Annotated in this window: 22 protein-coding genes; 3 read left to right on the top strand and 19 right to left on the bottom strand. The window is 62.2% G+C overall.

Translation table 11 applies throughout. The features are described from left to right. Nucleotides 1-18: 18 nt before the first annotated feature. The 5 genes from FHT82_RS28935 to FHT82_RS28915 form a co-directional block, all read right to left on the bottom strand. Nucleotides 19-918 (bottom strand): transglutaminase family protein, encoded by a 900-nt coding sequence (locus FHT82_RS28935; RefSeq protein WP_183736156.1) that lies wholly within the window; start codon nt 916-918, stop codon nt 19-21. A gap of 55 nt (nt 919-973) precedes the next feature. After that, complete coding sequence (locus FHT82_RS28930) at nt 974-1,219, bottom strand: hypothetical protein (RefSeq protein WP_183736155.1); 246 nt, start codon at nt 1,217-1,219, stop codon at nt 974-976. Between the two features lie 78 nt (nt 1,220-1,297). Further along, nucleotides 1,298-1,480 (bottom strand): hypothetical protein, encoded by a 183-nt coding sequence (locus FHT82_RS28925; protein ID WP_183736154.1) that lies wholly within the window; start codon nt 1,478-1,480, stop codon nt 1,298-1,300. A gap of 66 nt (nt 1,481-1,546) precedes the next feature. After that, nucleotides 1,547-1,690, bottom strand: a complete 144-nt coding sequence (locus tag FHT82_RS28920) for a hypothetical protein (protein ID WP_183736153.1) — start codon at nt 1,688-1,690, stop codon at nt 1,547-1,549. Between the two features lie 80 nt (nt 1,691-1,770). Next, on the bottom strand, nt 1,771-2,088 hold the full coding sequence (locus tag FHT82_RS28915; protein WP_183736295.1) for a hypothetical protein: 318 nt from the start codon (nt 2,086-2,088) through the stop codon (nt 1,771-1,773). Between the two features lie 221 nt (nt 2,089-2,309). On the opposite strand from FHT82_RS28915, the gene FHT82_RS28910 reads away from it, so the two are divergent. Further along, nucleotides 2,310-2,933, top strand: a complete 624-nt coding sequence (locus FHT82_RS28910) for a LysE family translocator (protein WP_183736152.1) — start codon at nt 2,310-2,312, stop codon at nt 2,931-2,933. A gap of 38 nt (nt 2,934-2,971) precedes the next feature. Here FHT82_RS28910 and FHT82_RS28905 read toward each other — a convergent pair whose 3' ends face one another. Both FHT82_RS28905 and FHT82_RS28900 read right to left on the bottom strand, forming a co-directional pair. Continuing rightward, nucleotides 2,972-3,355: a limonene-1,2-epoxide hydrolase family protein gene (locus FHT82_RS28905; protein ID WP_183736151.1), complete on the bottom strand. Its 384-nt coding sequence runs from the start codon at nt 3,353-3,355 to the stop codon at nt 2,972-2,974. An 11-nt stretch (nt 3,356-3,366) separates the two neighbouring features. Beyond that, nucleotides 3,367-3,966, bottom strand: coding sequence for an NADPH-dependent F420 reductase (locus tag FHT82_RS28900; RefSeq protein ID WP_183736150.1), 600 nt, complete (start codon nt 3,964-3,966; stop codon nt 3,367-3,369). Between the two features lie 122 nt (nt 3,967-4,088). Here FHT82_RS28900 and FHT82_RS28895 point away from each other — a divergent pair, with 122 nt between their 5' ends. Then, a complete protein-coding gene (locus tag FHT82_RS28895) occupies nt 4,089-5,018 on the top strand; it encodes a LysR family transcriptional regulator (protein ID WP_183736149.1) in 930 nt (309 codons plus the stop codon). Here the strand turns inward: FHT82_RS28895 and FHT82_RS28890 are convergent. The 7 genes from FHT82_RS28890 to FHT82_RS28860 all read right to left on the bottom strand — a co-directional run bounded on the left by FHT82_RS28890 (nt 4,979) and on the right by FHT82_RS28860 (nt 9,502). Next, complete coding sequence (locus tag FHT82_RS28890; RefSeq protein WP_183736148.1) at nt 4,979-5,287, bottom strand: hypothetical protein; 309 nt, start codon at nt 5,285-5,287, stop codon at nt 4,979-4,981. The genes FHT82_RS28895 and FHT82_RS28890 overlap by 40 nt on opposite strands. A gap of 21 nt (nt 5,288-5,308) precedes the next feature. After that, nucleotides 5,309-5,446, bottom strand: coding sequence for a hypothetical protein (locus FHT82_RS28885; protein ID WP_183736147.1), 138 nt, complete (start codon nt 5,444-5,446; stop codon nt 5,309-5,311). Further along, nucleotides 5,443-6,351 (bottom strand): homocysteine S-methyltransferase family protein, encoded by a 909-nt coding sequence (locus tag FHT82_RS28880; protein ID WP_183736146.1) that lies wholly within the window; start codon nt 6,349-6,351, stop codon nt 5,443-5,445. Before FHT82_RS28880 ends, FHT82_RS28885 begins: the two co-directional genes overlap by 4 nt. A gap of 113 nt (nt 6,352-6,464) precedes the next feature. Further along, the gene (locus tag FHT82_RS28875) at nt 6,465-7,154 is read right to left on the bottom strand and encodes an ABC transporter permease (RefSeq protein WP_183736145.1); all 690 of its coding nucleotides are present in this window, start codon (nt 7,152-7,154) and stop codon (nt 6,465-6,467) included. 12 nt (nt 7,155-7,166) lie between these two features. Further along, nucleotides 7,167-7,892: an ABC transporter permease gene (locus tag FHT82_RS28870; protein WP_183736144.1), complete on the bottom strand. Its 726-nt coding sequence runs from the start codon at nt 7,890-7,892 to the stop codon at nt 7,167-7,169. A gap of 12 nt (nt 7,893-7,904) precedes the next feature. Then, nucleotides 7,905-8,678: a transporter substrate-binding domain-containing protein gene (locus FHT82_RS28865; RefSeq protein WP_183736143.1), complete on the bottom strand. Its 774-nt coding sequence runs from the start codon at nt 8,676-8,678 to the stop codon at nt 7,905-7,907. 44 nt (nt 8,679-8,722) lie between these two features. Continuing rightward, the gene (locus tag FHT82_RS28860) at nt 8,723-9,502 is read right to left on the bottom strand and encodes an ATP-binding cassette domain-containing protein (protein WP_183736142.1); all 780 of its coding nucleotides are present in this window, start codon (nt 9,500-9,502) and stop codon (nt 8,723-8,725) included. 162 nt (nt 9,503-9,664) lie between these two features. On the opposite strand from FHT82_RS28860, the gene FHT82_RS28855 reads away from it, so the two are divergent. Next, nucleotides 9,665-10,129 carry an Lrp/AsnC family transcriptional regulator gene (locus FHT82_RS28855; protein ID WP_183736141.1) on the top strand — a complete coding sequence of 155 codons (465 nt, stop codon included), beginning with the start codon at nt 9,665-9,667 and terminating at the stop codon, nt 10,127-10,129. 57 nt (nt 10,130-10,186) lie between these two features. Here FHT82_RS28855 and FHT82_RS28850 read toward each other — a convergent pair whose 3' ends face one another. The 5 genes from FHT82_RS28850 to FHT82_RS28830 form a co-directional block, all read right to left on the bottom strand. Then, complete coding sequence (locus FHT82_RS28850; RefSeq protein ID WP_183736140.1) at nt 10,187-11,413, bottom strand: biotin/lipoyl-binding protein; 1,227 nt, start codon at nt 11,411-11,413, stop codon at nt 10,187-10,189. A 2-nt stretch (nt 11,414-11,415) separates the two neighbouring features. Continuing rightward, on the bottom strand, nt 11,416-12,150 hold the full coding sequence (locus tag FHT82_RS28845; RefSeq protein ID WP_183736139.1) for a hypothetical protein: 735 nt from the start codon (nt 12,148-12,150) through the stop codon (nt 11,416-11,418). Nucleotides 12,151-12,306: 156 nt separating this feature from the next. Continuing rightward, nucleotides 12,307-13,104 carry a hypothetical protein gene (locus FHT82_RS28840; protein ID WP_183736138.1) on the bottom strand — a complete coding sequence of 266 codons (798 nt, stop codon included), beginning with the start codon at nt 13,102-13,104 and terminating at the stop codon, nt 12,307-12,309. Between the two features lie 236 nt (nt 13,105-13,340). Further along, nucleotides 13,341-13,736 (bottom strand): hypothetical protein, encoded by a 396-nt coding sequence (locus tag FHT82_RS28835; protein WP_183736137.1) that lies wholly within the window; start codon nt 13,734-13,736, stop codon nt 13,341-13,343. After that, nucleotides 13,733-13,936 (bottom strand): hypothetical protein, encoded by a 204-nt coding sequence (locus tag FHT82_RS28830; RefSeq protein WP_183736136.1) that lies wholly within the window; start codon nt 13,934-13,936, stop codon nt 13,733-13,735. Before FHT82_RS28830 ends, FHT82_RS28835 begins: the two co-directional genes overlap by 4 nt. Between the last annotated feature and the right edge of the window lie 386 nt (nt 13,937-14,322).

The following is a 14,322-nucleotide window of genomic DNA, read 5'->3' as shown; positions in this document are numbered from 1 at the left end:
AGCGGGCCAGGCGTTCCGTCACCTGCCGCTTGCGGCATTAAATTCCTGTTCCATCGTGACGTTGACCTGCACGCGCATGCTGTCGAAATCGCGCGCGCCGCCGTCATAGCTGCCGGAGAGAGGCACGGCCTGGCGCGGGTCGCGGGCGACGCCGACGCGGATCAGGTCGCGGTTTCCGACGATGCCGTTGGTGGGATCGAATTCCACCCAGCCCGCACCCGGCAGGTAGACCTGGCACCAGGCATGGGTCGAGCCGCCGCCGAGCGTGACGGAGCCGTCGCGATCGGGCACATAGACATAGCCGGTGACGAAGCGGGCGGCGAAGCCGAGCGAACGGGTCGCCTCCATCATCAGCAGCGCAAAATCGCGGCAGGTGCCGCTGCGCAGCCGCAATGTAACGTCGGGCGGCTGGGTGCCGTGCTCGAAGCGCCTGGCATAGCTGAAGCTCTCATGGATCGCATAACAGAGCGTCATCAGGATATGGCCGGTGCGCGGCTGTCGAACAATCGGCACGAATTGCCGCGCCCATCTGCCGACCTCGTCTGCGGGATCGGGATAGTGCCTGTCGATGGTGCGTTCGAGATCGACCGCCTCGTCCTCGTCATAGGTGAAGGGAAAGCTGAGCGCCTGGCGGTCGATCTCCAGATCGAGCGGCACCTGCGCCGTATGGTCGAGGCGGATGACGGTTTCGAAGCGCAGTTCGGCCGAGGCGGCCGTTATATCGACCAGCGCGATGCAATTGCCGAAGACATCGTGAATCCAGCGGACGGATTCCGGTTTGGGAAAGACATCAAGGCTGCAGCTCAAAAGCGTCTGGTCGAAACTGTCGCGGGGGCGGAACATCAGCCGGTGCTGGCCGAAATGCACCTGCCGTTTGTAATGGTAGGATGTGATGTGGCGGACGGAGAAAATCGTCATCCTGCCTCCGTGTTTTCATGACGTGGCACTCAAATGACCGCGGAGGAGGCGTCCGTCACTTCTCTCTGCGCGAGAGCGGATAGGCGGGTGCATCGTAGAGCACGCGGATCTGCCTTTCGTCGAAGCGGGCTTCGTTCACTTCCAGCACGCAGCCGCGCAATTGCGAGCCGGGCATCTCTTCCATGGCAAAACGCAGTGCTTCCGCGGCGGTTTCGAAGCGCCTGTAGCGGGGGCCGCGGGAGCTGCGCAATGTCTTGCCGGTGTAGAGCCCGGCTTCGATCGTATAATTGAATTCTGCCACGTGATGGTCCTTGCTCGTTCCTGATATGGCCGAGCCATTCGGGTGTCGGAGTATTGCGGCTCTTCCGGGCCGGCGGTTTCAGGATGAAACGGCGGGTAATGTCACCCTCGTTTTCTGGCGCTCGCTGCGTTCGTCCTGCCTGATTTCGCGCTGTCTCAAGCGCAGCCGCTTGCGAACATCCTGAAGCTTTTCGGCATCGGAGTCTTTTTCGGGCTGCGGCGCGCGGAAGAGATTTTCGGCTGCGCGCTTGTCGGTGGTCATATTGCTGTCCTCTTGGATGATGGGCGGGACGGCCGGAAGGCCGCCGCGCCGGATTGGGCTCGGGCGTTATTTCTTCTTGTCGCTGCCCGTGCTGCTGCCTGCCATCTTGACCTGCGTGCCGGGTGCGGCAGGCGTTGCCGAGGATGCGGCAGAGCGGTCTTTCTTCGGCTTGCGGGTTTCTTTGTTGCTGCGCACTTGGCCTTTCGCCATGGTTTCCTCCTGGTATGACGATGCGGGACAGATCAGGTATTGCGGCCCGCCGACGGTTGGCCGGCGCGGTCGTTGCGGCATCAAAGGGGCAGGGGTCCGATGCCGGAATGCTCGTCCAGAGAGGCTGCCAATGTGGAAAGGCGCGATTGCCCTTGGGATTGTTCTGGGGAGTGCCCCAGGGAATGGATGCGCAGCGTGCTTGTTCCCCGGCCGGTCTCCGGCCCACGGCTGAAATTGGGAAAAGCCACGAAACTTTCCACGGCTTCAAAACGATCGCCCTGCCGCCCGGCGGCTTCGGCACGATCGAGAATGCCGAGCGCCACATTCTCACGGTAGCCGAATGCGCCGGTCCGGATGAGATTGCGCGACAGGCTTGGCGGATAAAAATCGGAAGACATCGCGTCCTCCTTTCGTTGGGGCCAGGGCTAACGCCCGAACCAGCAGCGCCCTTGAAGTGGCTGCCAGCAATTGGAATCCTGCGCTTATTCGGTGCTTTACGCAAGGGCGTTCTCGCGGGACAGGGGGTACGGCAGCTGTCGCGGCATAAACTTTTCGAATATTGCGCCAACGCCAGAAGCCGTTAATCTGAAGGCGGATATCTCAAGCACGGAAATCGAAGATGAGTATCGCTGTTTTGACGACCTACGTTCTTGTCGTGCTCGGGCTGATGGTGATTCCCGGGCCAGCGACACTGCTGGTTCTCGCCCGATCGGTCAGCGGCGGCAGGCGGGCCGGCATCGCAACGGGGCTCGGTATCGGGGTCGGCGATCTCATCCATTCCACCATGGCGACCTTCGGCCTTTCGGCCTTGCTCGCAACTTCGGCGCTCGCCTTTGAAGTGGTCAAATATATCGGCGTCGCCTACCTCATCTATCTCGGATACCGGGCCTTCATCGAAAAGTCCGGCAATCTCGACATGGCGGCGGCCCCTGAGATCAGCCCCGGCAAGGCTTTCCGGCAGGGGATATTCACGGAGATACTGAACCCGAAGACGGCGCTCTTCTTCCTCGCCTTCCTGCCGCAATTCATCCATCCCGAAAGCGGATCGGTGATCGGGCAATTCGCGCTGCTCGGCATCATCTTCGTGACGCTCAGCATCTGCGTGACCTCTGCCCTCGCCTTCGGCGCCGGTTCGGTACGCGGCTGGCTCAGCCGGAACCGGACGATCGGCCGCTGGCAGGGCAAGGTGATCGGCTCGATCTATATGGCGCTTGGCGTGCGGCTGGCGTTTCAGCAGCAGTGAGCGGTGCCCGGCCACCGATACGACCGGGCTTTGAGTTGCTACCGCTTTATCGCGGCCAACTGGCGCTCAAAACTCCCCAGATCGAAATAGTCGCGCCAGACGGTGATCCTGCCGTTTTTCACCGTCAGCGTGCCCATGACCGGCAGGGTGATCTGGCTGCCGCTTTCATGGGTGAAGATATCGATGCGCTCGTTCAGAACGACGTTGCCTGACGCGGCGATTTCCGTGACCTGCCAGTCTATCTTGAAGGCGGTGCCGATGCCGAAATCGGCGTGGAATTTACGGACGTTTTCGCGGCCCACGATATCGGGCAGGGGCACGTTGTCGTAGAGCACGTCTTCGGCAAGCATGGCGAGCGCCTCCTTGATGCGGTTGGCGCTCCAATGGGCGAAGAAGACCCTTGCGGTTTCGAGCGGTGACATATCAACCTCCCTCAGCCGAACTTGACGAGGTTGAGGGCCGGCAGCGGGCCGCCGGGGAATTGCGTCAGGCTGCCGCCGACCTTGAGGGGGCCGAGGTCGACGCCGGCAAAGCCGAGGCGCGCGATGAGATCGGCGACTTCGGCCTTCGCCTTGATATCATCGCCCGAGTAGAAGAGCACGCGGCTGCCGCCTTCGGCGTGCGGGTCGGCCGAAACGAGGTTGGCGAAGAGGTGGTTGAAGGCCTTGACGAGGCGGGCGCCGGGCACGAGGCCGGCGACGATTTCGCTCGACAGACGGCCGCCGAGCTCTGCCGGCTTGAAGAGGGGCGCCTCGATCGGGTTATTGGCATCGATGACGATGCGGCCGGCCCAATCCGGCAGGCCGGCAAGGGCGGAAGGCAGCTTCGACCAGGGTACTGCGATGAGGACGATATCGGCCCTGGCTGCCTCCTCGATCGTGCCCGCGGTGATATGCGGGGCGAGCTCGGCGGTGAGCTCGGCAAGGCTTTCCGGGCCGCGGCTGTTGGCGACGGTGGCGGAAATACCGTTGCGAGCGAGTGCGCGGGCGAAGGCGGAGCCGATATTGCCGGCGCCGATGATACCGATGGACATGGCAAGTTTCCTTTCTGGATGGCGTGCTGGTTTCGATGGAACCAATATCGCGATGCCATTCCCCTTTGATTAGAGGGAAGTTGGTGGTATCAGTTTCAAGTCTTTGTTGAAGGTGGCGAACGATGGAAAGCCTGGCGAACCTGGAATCCTTCGTGCGCAGCGCAGAACTTGGCGGCTTTTCGGCGGCAGCACGTCGCCTCGGCCTGACGCCGGCGGCGGTCAGCCGCAATGTAGCGGCGCTCGAGGCCAATCTGAAACTCCGGCTCTTTCACCGCAGCACGCGCAGCCTGACGCTGACGGAGGCGGGTGAGCGCTTTCTCATCTCCATGCGCGACCATCTCGAGGGGCTGCAGGGGGCGATTGCCGAAATTTCCAACGAGCAGGCGGAGCCGGCAGGCGTGCTGAAGGTTAGCCTGCCGCCCGGTTTAGGCACGGGCTATATCCTGCCGATGCTGCCTGATTTCATGAAACGCTATCCGCTGGTGCAGCCGGAATGGATGTTCGAGAACCGGCAGGTGGATCTGATCGGCGAAGGTTACGATGCGGCGATCGGTGGTGGCTTCGAGCTCGCCTCGGGCGTGGTGGCAAGGCCGCTGGCGCCGGCCCATCTCGTGGCGGTGGCGTCACCCGCCTATATGCAGGGCCGCGTGCCGCCGGTCGATCCGGCCGGGCTTGCGGGGCTCGACGGCATCGTCATGAAATCGATCAATACCGGGCGCATTCCCCAACGGCAGATGCGTAACGCAGCGGGAGAGGAACAGCCTGTCGATCTCACGGCAAAGATCGTCGTCAACGATCCCGCCGCCATGCGGGGTGCCGCCCTTCTCGGGCTCGGGGTCACGCTGCTCTCCAAGCCGGATGCGCTTGCCCATCTCGATAGCGGCGAGCTGATCCGGCTCGTGCCCTCCTGGTATGTCGATATCGGGCCGATCTCGATCTATTACGCCAACAAGAGGCTGCTGCCGCTGAAGACGCGGGTATTCATCGATTTCGTCATCGAGGGTTTTCAGCGTCAGCGGCTGGCCGAGCGTTTTGCCGGCAGCTTGGGTTGAGGCCCATCGGGCCGGTAGCCGAGCACGAAGGCGATGACCTTTGCGGAGGACATTTCGCAGGGTTTCAGCGTGCTGCCGCTGGTCTCCAGCAGATAGAGGTTGAAGCTGACGATATCAGTACCGGCGAGATCTTCGGCATAGAGCCAGATGCACTTGCCGTCGGCCGAGCGCTTGACGGTTGCGCCCCAGCGGCCGGCTTCGAATCTGCCTTCGCTGTAGCCCTCGGGGATAAGGGCAAGCGCGCGAGTGAAATCGTCTGCGGGGTTCATGCTTGTCTCTATGAGGCAATGTTACGCTGCATAGGTGGCGGCGCGGGCGGTGCCTCGCAAGGTCGCGTCGTCGGAAGCATCGGTAAAGGGCGTCTCGTTATCAATCTGAGACGCACGGCCACCCCAGGAGAACAGGAGGATCGCCGGCGGGTGCTTCAATCCGAAAACGTTGTCCTCAAGCGATGAATATGGGCAGCGCCGATGCCGCAGCAGCCGCCGATGATGGTCGCACCCGCTTCGGCCCAGGAGCAGGCATAGTGCGAATAGGCATCGTCATTCAAATCGCTGCGGGTGTCGTGCAGGCCTTCATTGGCGGCTGCCTCGCCCTGTTCCCCTTCGAAGGCATTGGCATAGACGCCGATTTCGAGGGGAGCGCCCATCTTCCGGAACAGGCGCGCTGCCGTCTCCACGGCTGCCTGCATGACCTCTGGCTTGCTGCAATTGAAGAGGAGGGCTTCAGCACCCGAGGATGCCGCCCAGGATGCCGCGTCCTCGACCCTTTCGTTGGAACGGAGCTTCGGCTCCGCGCCCTTCATGGCTGCCTCGTCATCCGCCACCGTGAAGGAAATCCAGAACGGTTTGCCTGATGCCGCCACTGCCTTGCGGACCGCCTCTGCCTCGGCAATCAGGCTCAGCGTCTCGCCGAGCCATATATCGACGAAGGGGGCGAGGTTTTCGACCAACACCTCAAGATAATCCTGCACCCGCGAAGGCTGAAAGTTCTGCGGTTCGTACGAGCCAAAGATCGGCGGCAGCGAACCGGCGACCAGTATCTTCCGATCCGTAACGGCATCGGCCGCCTCGCGCGCCAGGCGGCCGGCAAGACGGATCAACGCCGGCCCTTCCTTCCGAAACCGGTCCTCGCCGATGTGAAAGGGCACGAGCGCATAGCTGTTTGTCGTAATCACCTCAGAGCCGGCGGCGATGAATTCCTGGTGTACCTGGCGCACGATGTCAGGCGAGTTGATCAGCGCCAACGCCGACCATTCCGGCTGTTTCAGTTCCGCGCCCAGCCGCAGCAGCTCGCGGCTCATGCCGCCATCGAGAATTCGGGTCGTGCTCACGAAGAGGTCTCCATTCGGTCTGTCGCGCCGTGACCGGCGGCGGGTTTTTCATGACAAAGTGTGCGGGGTGCACGTGGTTCGTGGGTAAGCGAGTTCATGGCCGGTTCTTTGGGCTAGCGACGGACCGGCACCTGCGCTTCGAGACCTCGAAAGACGCGGGCGATCACTGCGGTCAAGGCGAGATAAAAGAGGGTGACGACCAATAGCGGTTCGTAGACGAGCAGCGTGTCCTGCCGGACCTTGTTTGCGACGGCGTAGAGATCCATCACCGTCACCGTAAAGGCGAGCGGCGTCGCCTTGAGCTGCATGACGATCTCACCCGCAATGGTCGGCAGGGCGATGCGAATGGCGCGCGGCAGCCAGATGCGACGGGTCAGCTTCCAAGGCGACAGGCCGAAGGCTCGGCCGGCTTCGAGCTCCCCCTTGGGAACGGCAAGCAGCGCGCCGCGCAATACCTCTGCCTCATAGGCGGCGTAGTTCAGCGTGAAACTGACTGCGGCAAAGAAGAATCCTTCGCGCAGGATCGGCCAGAACAGGCTCTGGCGGATGCCGGGGATCATGGGGAGCAGCGAACCCACGCCGTAGTAGAGAAGCCACAGCTGGATCAGCAGAGGTGTGCCGCGGAAGAAGGTGCAGTAGCCGCGCGCCAGCAGCCGTGTCAGTCCGCAGCCGCTGACCTGCGCGAAGGCGAGGCCAATCGCAATGATGAAGCCGAACATCACTGATATCACCAGCAGGCAAACAGTCTGCCAGGCGCCCGTCAAAAGCAGCGGCCAATAGGAAGAGATCCAGGTGAAATTCATCGGGCGTTCTCTTCAGGCAAGGCGCGGCTGCCCCCGCCGCACCCGCGCCTCGATCAGTTTGAAGAGGACGTTGGAAACGAGCGTGATGGCGAGGTAGAGAAGGGCGGAAGCAAGGAAAAAGACGAAGTAGTGTTTGGTGCTTGCCCCGGCAAGACGGGTGGCGAGCGCCAGTTCCTGATAGCCGACGACCGCAACCAGCGCGCTGTCCTTGGTGACCGACATCCACAGATTGGCAAGGCCCGGCAGGGCGTTCGGCAAGAGTGCAGGCAACATCACGCGGCGAAACCTCAGCGCCGGCCCCATGCCGAAGGCCTTGGCGGCCTCGATCTGGCCAAGGGGAATGGCGAGGATCGCGCCGCGCAGCACCTCCGTCATATAGGCGCCCTGCACGAAGCCCAGCACCGCGACGGCCGCGACAAAGCCGTTCACGTTGACCGGCGGCAGGTCGAACGCGGCCAGGAGCCGGTTGAGGCCATCGGTGCCGGCATAATAGAGCCCGACGATCAGGATCAGCTCCGGAACGGCGCGAATGACAGTGGTGTAGACATCGAGCAGCAAGCGGAGAACGCGGTTGCCCGAAAGCTTTCCAAACGCGCCGGCCGTGCCGAGCAGCAGGCCGATCGCGAAAGCGCAAGCCGAGATGGCGACCGTGGAGACCGCACCTGCCAAGAGAACGCCGCCCCACCCCGGAGGGTAGGGAGACAGCAGGTCGAGAATACCTTGTTGCGCGGTCGCCATTGTCAGGACTGCTTACTTTGCGCCGTAGATGTCGAAATCGAAGTATTTCTTGGTGATGGCGTCATACTGGCCGCTGGCCCGGATTGCCGATATCGCCGCGTTCAGCTTGGCTTTCAGCTCCGTGTCTTCCTTGCGCAGGCCGCCCGAAACGCCGGCTCCGAGAATTTCCTTGTCGTCGGCGACGTCGCCCATCTTGGCGCAGCAATCCTTGCCGCCATCGCTTTTCAGGAAAGCGTCAAGCGCCAGCGAATCGCCGAAAACATAGTCGATGCGGCCGGAAGCGAGATCCTGGAAGGCTTCGTCGAGCGTCTGGTAGGTCTTCTCCTCCGCAGCCTCGGCGAAATACTTCTTGTAATATTCCGACTGGATCGTCGACACCTGGATGCCGATGGTCTTGCCCTTCACATCCTCGGCGGTGGCGCCCGGCTTCTGGTCCTTGGGACCGATCAGGGTGCTCGGCGTGTTGTAATATTTGTCGGTGAAGTCGATCACCTTCGCGCGTTCCGCTGTGTTCGACATCGACGACCAGATCACGTCGAACTTCTTGCTCTGCAGAGCCGGAATGAGACCGTCCCAGGAAATATCGACGATCGAGCATTTCTCCTTCATCTCCTCGCAGACAGCGTTCATGAGGTCGATCTCCCATCCCTGCCATTGGCCGGAGGCATCCTTGGCGAAGAAAGGCGGATAAGATTCGTTCATGACGCCGAAGCGGACTTCGGCCTGCGCGGCGACGGCGGAAAGCGCAAGGGCAACGCCGGCGAAAAGGGTGGGGATCAGCTTCATTCGCAGGATTCTCCTGGTTTGTGTTATTGATGGGAGTTCGCGCGTCAGTGGGCGCTGAGACCGGTAAATTCCCGGCAGCGGGCGCTCATCGGCGCCCCGAATATCTGTTCCGGCGGGCCTTCCTCCTCGATCCGTCCCTGATGCAGGAACAGAACGCGGCTCGAGACATCCCGTGCGAAGCGCATTTCATGCGTGACGATCAGCATCGTCCGGCCTTCTTCCGCGAGGTCACGGATCACTTTGAGAACCTCGCCGACCAGCTCCGGATCAAGCGCCGATGTCGGCTCGTCAAACAGCATGACGTCAGGATCCACGCAGAGCGCTCTTGCGATCGCCGCCCGCTGTTGCTGACCGCCGGACAAGAAAGCGGGATAGGCGTCGCGTTTATCGAAGAGCCCGACCTTATGGAGCAACGCCTCGGCCTTTTCGATGGCCTCGCGCCGTGAAATGCCCATGACGTGCACCGGCGCCTCGATGACGTTTTCGAGCACCGTCCGATGAGCCCATAGATTGAAACTCTGGAAGACCATCCCCAGCCCGGTCCGCACCCGCTCGATCTGCCGCCAACTGCGCGGCTGCAGCCGTCCGCCCCGACCCATCTTCAGCAAGATTTCCTCGCCGTTGACCGCAATGCGGCCACGATCCGGCGTCTCCAGGAAATTGATGCATCTGAGGAAGGTGCTCTTGCCGGAACCCGACGAGCCGATGATCGAAATCACATCGGACTTGCGGGCCTCAGTCGAAATGCCCTGGAGAACCTGTTGCGAGCCGAAGCTTTTATGGAGATCTTCGACACGAAGAGCAGGAGAGGACTGATCGGGCATGCATGGTTCCGGCTGAACTGAATTTGCGAAGGATAATGATAAAGTAACGCGGTTTTTTCGCGCAATTTTCATCCATTCTGCATATTTTATGCAAAATAATCTACCTAATGCAGCAAATGCGGCAGAATGCGCGAAGTGCCGCGACAGAGATCGGACTGGACAATGGAACAACTGGATCGTTTTGACCGTGACATTCTCGATATCGTTCAGCGCGACTGCCAGCTGAGAGCCGAAACGATCGCCGAACGGGTCGGCCTATCGGTCTCGGCCGTGCAGCGGCGGTTGAAGCGCCTGCGCGAGGAGGGGATCATCAAGGCAGAGGTGGCCATCCTCGATCGGAAGGCGACGGGGACATCGATGGTGTTCATCGTCGGGATGGAGATCGAGCGGGACAATTACGACGCGCTGGCGAAGTTCCGCCTCTGGGCCGAGAAGCAGGATCACATACAGCAGGTCTATTACGTCACGGGTGCAGTCGATCTGATCGCAATCGTCACCGCCCGCGACGTCGAGCACTATGACGACATCGCGGCCCTGATCATGGCGGAAAATCCGCAGATCCGCCGCATGCATACGAATGTCGTGCTGCGCGACGTCAAGCTCGGCCTGTTCGTGCCCCTCCAATAGCGGGCAGGCCAATGGTCTCACCATTGGTTCGGGTCGCGGCCGGTCGAACAGGCCGCCTCAATGCCCCGTCAGCACCAGCGTCTGCACCGGCAGCAGCATGGCCTGCATGCGCAGGATCATCGCATGCACCACGCCGACCGTGTCGATGACATGCAGGCCGATCCATTTGAAGGTGCCGATATTGGGGTCGGCGAGTGCGTCGTGGTTGTTGGTATAGGCGTTGGCGATGCAGCTGCCGCCGGGGGGCACGTCGTCGAGGCCACCGGGGAAGAGGGGTTGCAGGAAGACCGTCAGCGTGCCGGGTCTTGCCAGTTGCGTCACGTCGACGAGCTGGTCGGTTGGGCGCAGCTGGCCGGCGGCGATCACATCCTGCACCTCCGTGACGACGAGCGGGATGATGGCGAAGGGTTTGCCCACACAGGTGGCTTCGGCCACCATGCCGGGTTTCATCACCTGCGCCTCGATCTGGCCGAAACCGGCAACCAGCGTGCCGCGGCCGGCCTCTTCAGGCACCAGGATGCCGGCCGGCCGCAGCATGGTGTTCAGCACATCGCCGCGCCGCAGCGTGAACTGCTGAACAGTGCCGCTGATGCCGGCCTTGACGACCGTCTTGTCGAGCTCGACCTGGGCCTGCGCCAAGGCCGCTTCGGCGCTCGCCTTCTGCGCCGGCAACAGCACGTTGAGCTTAGTTTGCAGCGTCTCCTTGCTGGCATAGGCGGCGCTGACCATGCCGCGCTGGCTTTCGACCGTATTGGTGAGCCGGTCCACCTCGCGGCGGGCAACGGCGTCGTTCTTCAGGAGCTGGGTCTTCATCTGCAGTTCGTCGATCGAGACCTGCAGGGCGCCTTCGGCCTGCCGGATCACGCCGTCGGCGCTCGCAAGCTCGCTCTCGGCCACCTTGGTCTGGGCTTCCACCTCGGCGATCTGCTTCTGCGCCACATCGAGTGCTGCCTTCTGGGCGGAATCGTCGAGGCGGAAGAGCGGCGCGCCGGCCGCGACCTTCTGGTTGACGCCGACATAGACCTCGTCGACCCGGCCCATAGCTTCCGGCAATATGGTAACGGTGCGGAAGACGGCAGTGACGCTCTTCGTAGAGGGGTGGAAATAGAAGATCATGGTGATCAGCGAGATGGTGAGCAGCAGGCAGGCGGTTATACCCCAGCGCAGCTCGTACCACATGCTGTATAGGGTGATCTCGCGGCCGATGCGCTTGTCCTGAACATAGCGGCGGTAGAGATAATCCGGGAGGATGGTCAGCATTGAGCACAGCAGGAGTTCAAGCATGGTCAGATACCTTCCGCCTGCGGGTCGGGCTTGATCGCCGGTTCGGCCGGTTGCGGGCCGGGTTGCGCGTTCGTGTGGCCGGACGGTCGCGGATGCGTTGCGGCAACCGGCAGCGGCGCGATGGGTGCAGCGGTGACTGGAGCAGGAGTGACTGGGGCCGCAGTGACTGGGGCTGCAGTGACTGGGGTCGTCGCGGCAGACGGTGCGGCGGCTGGAGCAGGGGCGGTCGGGGCGCCGCTCGCGGTTGCGCCGGGAACCGGCTCGTGGGCGGCCTCCGAAACGCGGCTTGCGAGCCGCGCCATCGATCGGGCGATCGAATAGAGCGGCGTCGAAAAATCGGGAATGCGCACGAGAGCGAGCAGCAGGCCGATGATCCAGTAGATATGGTTGTGGGTGAAGAGCGAGATCAGCGCCAGCACCGCGACGACCTCCAGCTGTGCCTTGTTGGCCCGGTGAGCGATGCGCTCGGGAACGGCATGGAGCTGGAAGTAGAAATTGCCGATGGCGAGGATCATCGCAAGCAGCAGCACGATGACGATGACGAAAAGATAGTCGGTCTCACCCGGCCCGGTGATGAAACCCGGCACATGATTGGTGAGGGCGGCATGATAGGGCTGCGTCGCTGCCTCATCTGCTGCCGCTGCCGTTTGAGCGGCCAAGGAGGCCGTTGCGACCGTCGCGCCGATGGTGCTCCAGTGGCGGTTCTGCTGCCTTGTCGTCTTCCTTCCATCGCCCATGCCAATGCTCCCCCGGACGGCATTTTAGTTTAACCTTAAGTCTAGGCTCTTTGTGCGCAGCACGAAAGTACGTAACGGTAACTACGGGGTAAAATCTGTGCTTCGTGCTATTCGTAAACGGTCGGGCACGTCTCTTTCAATCAGCCCGCCGGCACCTCATCGCCCGCCATCCTCCAGCCTATGCCGCATCCAGATATTCGGCTCCTCGTAAAGCCCAAGTCCGCTCTCGCAATCGGCCGTCAGCGGCGCCAGGCCGCCTTCCATGTGATACGGCCCGGACATGGGAAAGCGCAGCCCGCTCCATTCGCTCCATTGCGACAGCGGCGCCTCGACCCGCATCGAGCGCGGCGCGATTTTGACGAGGCTCGCGCCGAGCTGCCAATGCTTGCGCACCCAGGGATCGAAGGGCGCGCCTGATGGCGCCGTCCAGGCGATGTAATCTGCGAAGGATGTCAGCGGATAGGCAGCCTTCTTGGTGGGGCGCACGGGCGCGACGAGGGCCTGGAGGGCGTGTCGTCCGGCATCGGCCTTCATGTTGCCGATCAGCCGCTCGGCCAGATCCGAGCCGCGCATGGCGGGCGATACGACGATGGCAAGTGCGCAGAGAGCGTTGGGTTTCCGGCCCGATGCGAAGGCCTCCACGCCGTCGGCGAGAACGGCATCCCATCCGGCGTCGGGCAGGGAGGCGTCGTCGTCATGTTTGGGCCAGAAGAAGGGAATGCTGTTCGATGTGGCGACGACCTGCTCATTTCCGCTGTTATCCCTGCCGAGGGCCAGGAACTGATGGCGGCGCAGGCCATCCGAAAACAGGCTGTTCCAGTATTTGACGATAACCTCGTCACCGCCGATGAATTTCGGCCAGACGGCTGCACCGAGTTCGTCGAAAGCGGGGATGAGGTCGGGCCGTTCCTCGGCCGAGACCAGGGTGATCTCGTTGTAGGCTTCTTCCATCATGCCTGAATTTTCCCGAATCCGTCGCTGCGACCACGCGCAGTCGGCCCCAACAGCTCGTCATACGCAACCTTTTGTTTATGTGCCGAACGTAGCGAAGGGCGCCGGGAGGCCGGTATCAAGAGAGCGCCTGGCTCCGGCCGAAGGCGTTTCGCAAGGTCACCGGAGGAATTCGGCCCCCAACCCAGCGCTCTCTTGATGCTGCGATGATCGCAGCAGATGGTTGAGGCGGTGTCTTGCTATCTTTTCAGGCGCCGCGCGAGCAGCGCTCCGGCATCGCCGATGACGATCGCCGGGATCAGCACCAGCGCCATGTCATTGATGCGCGGCGGTACATCGACGACGACGAGATCGAGGCCGAACCAGGGATTGAGGATCTGCACCATGTAGATCGCCGCCCACCAGAGCCCGAAGGGGATGACGATGAGCAGGCGGCCGAGGCGGGTGGCGCTCCAGCGGTCGGCGGCTTCGGCCACCGCGATGTCGCGGGCGGCCTCGATGCCCTTGATCACTTCCGCGGCGGCAAGCTTCTGCTGGTCGGTCTCGGCTGCGAGTTTCGCCTGATAGGCAGCGAGCAGCGGACCGGTGAATTTCTCGAGGATGCCGCCGAGCAGCAGGTCGCTCAGCCACCTCATTTCGCCCATCCGCAACGATGGGCCAGATAATACCAGCCTTCGGCTGTTGCCGCGATGAGCGCGCCGGAGGCAACCTGCAGAGCCATGGCGACATCGGGATCGCGCGAGATCATCTCGCCGAGATCGGGAGCGATCAGCCCGCGGGTGACGAGGATGGCGGCGAGGTAACGCAAGAGAATGCGGATGAAGACGAGGGTCATGTCTGCTGCCCTTGATGATGATGGAGAGCGGCAGGATGGCCTGGGGAGAGTTGTCGGCGTGAACTCGGAGCGATTGCGGTTTTTCTTGAGTCTCGGAAGGGGAAATATTTGTTTATTTTCAATGTATTGTTAACAAGGTTACTGTGTGTTTTCTGCTGGAGTTGCTCTGGACACTCTCGTCTTCGGCCTTGCGGTTAATCTTCCTCGTGGCAGATCCTCGGGACAAGCCCGAGGATGACGCCGGGTGAGTGGTAATGGCTCGCCAAGAACCTCAAATCGCCAGCCTCTAATCCGTCATCCTCGGGCTTGTCCCACTGCTGTCCGGTTTAAGTTTAGCCTATTGGCAGAGGGATTTGTCGTGGGTCTGATCTTGTTGCAGGCGGTTG

The sequence above is a fragment of the Rhizobium sp. BK275 genome (assembly GCF_014193555.1).
GTDB lineage: Bacteria > Pseudomonadota > Alphaproteobacteria > Rhizobiales > Rhizobiaceae > Rhizobium.
This window is presented reverse-complemented; position numbering and strand designations above follow the sequence as displayed.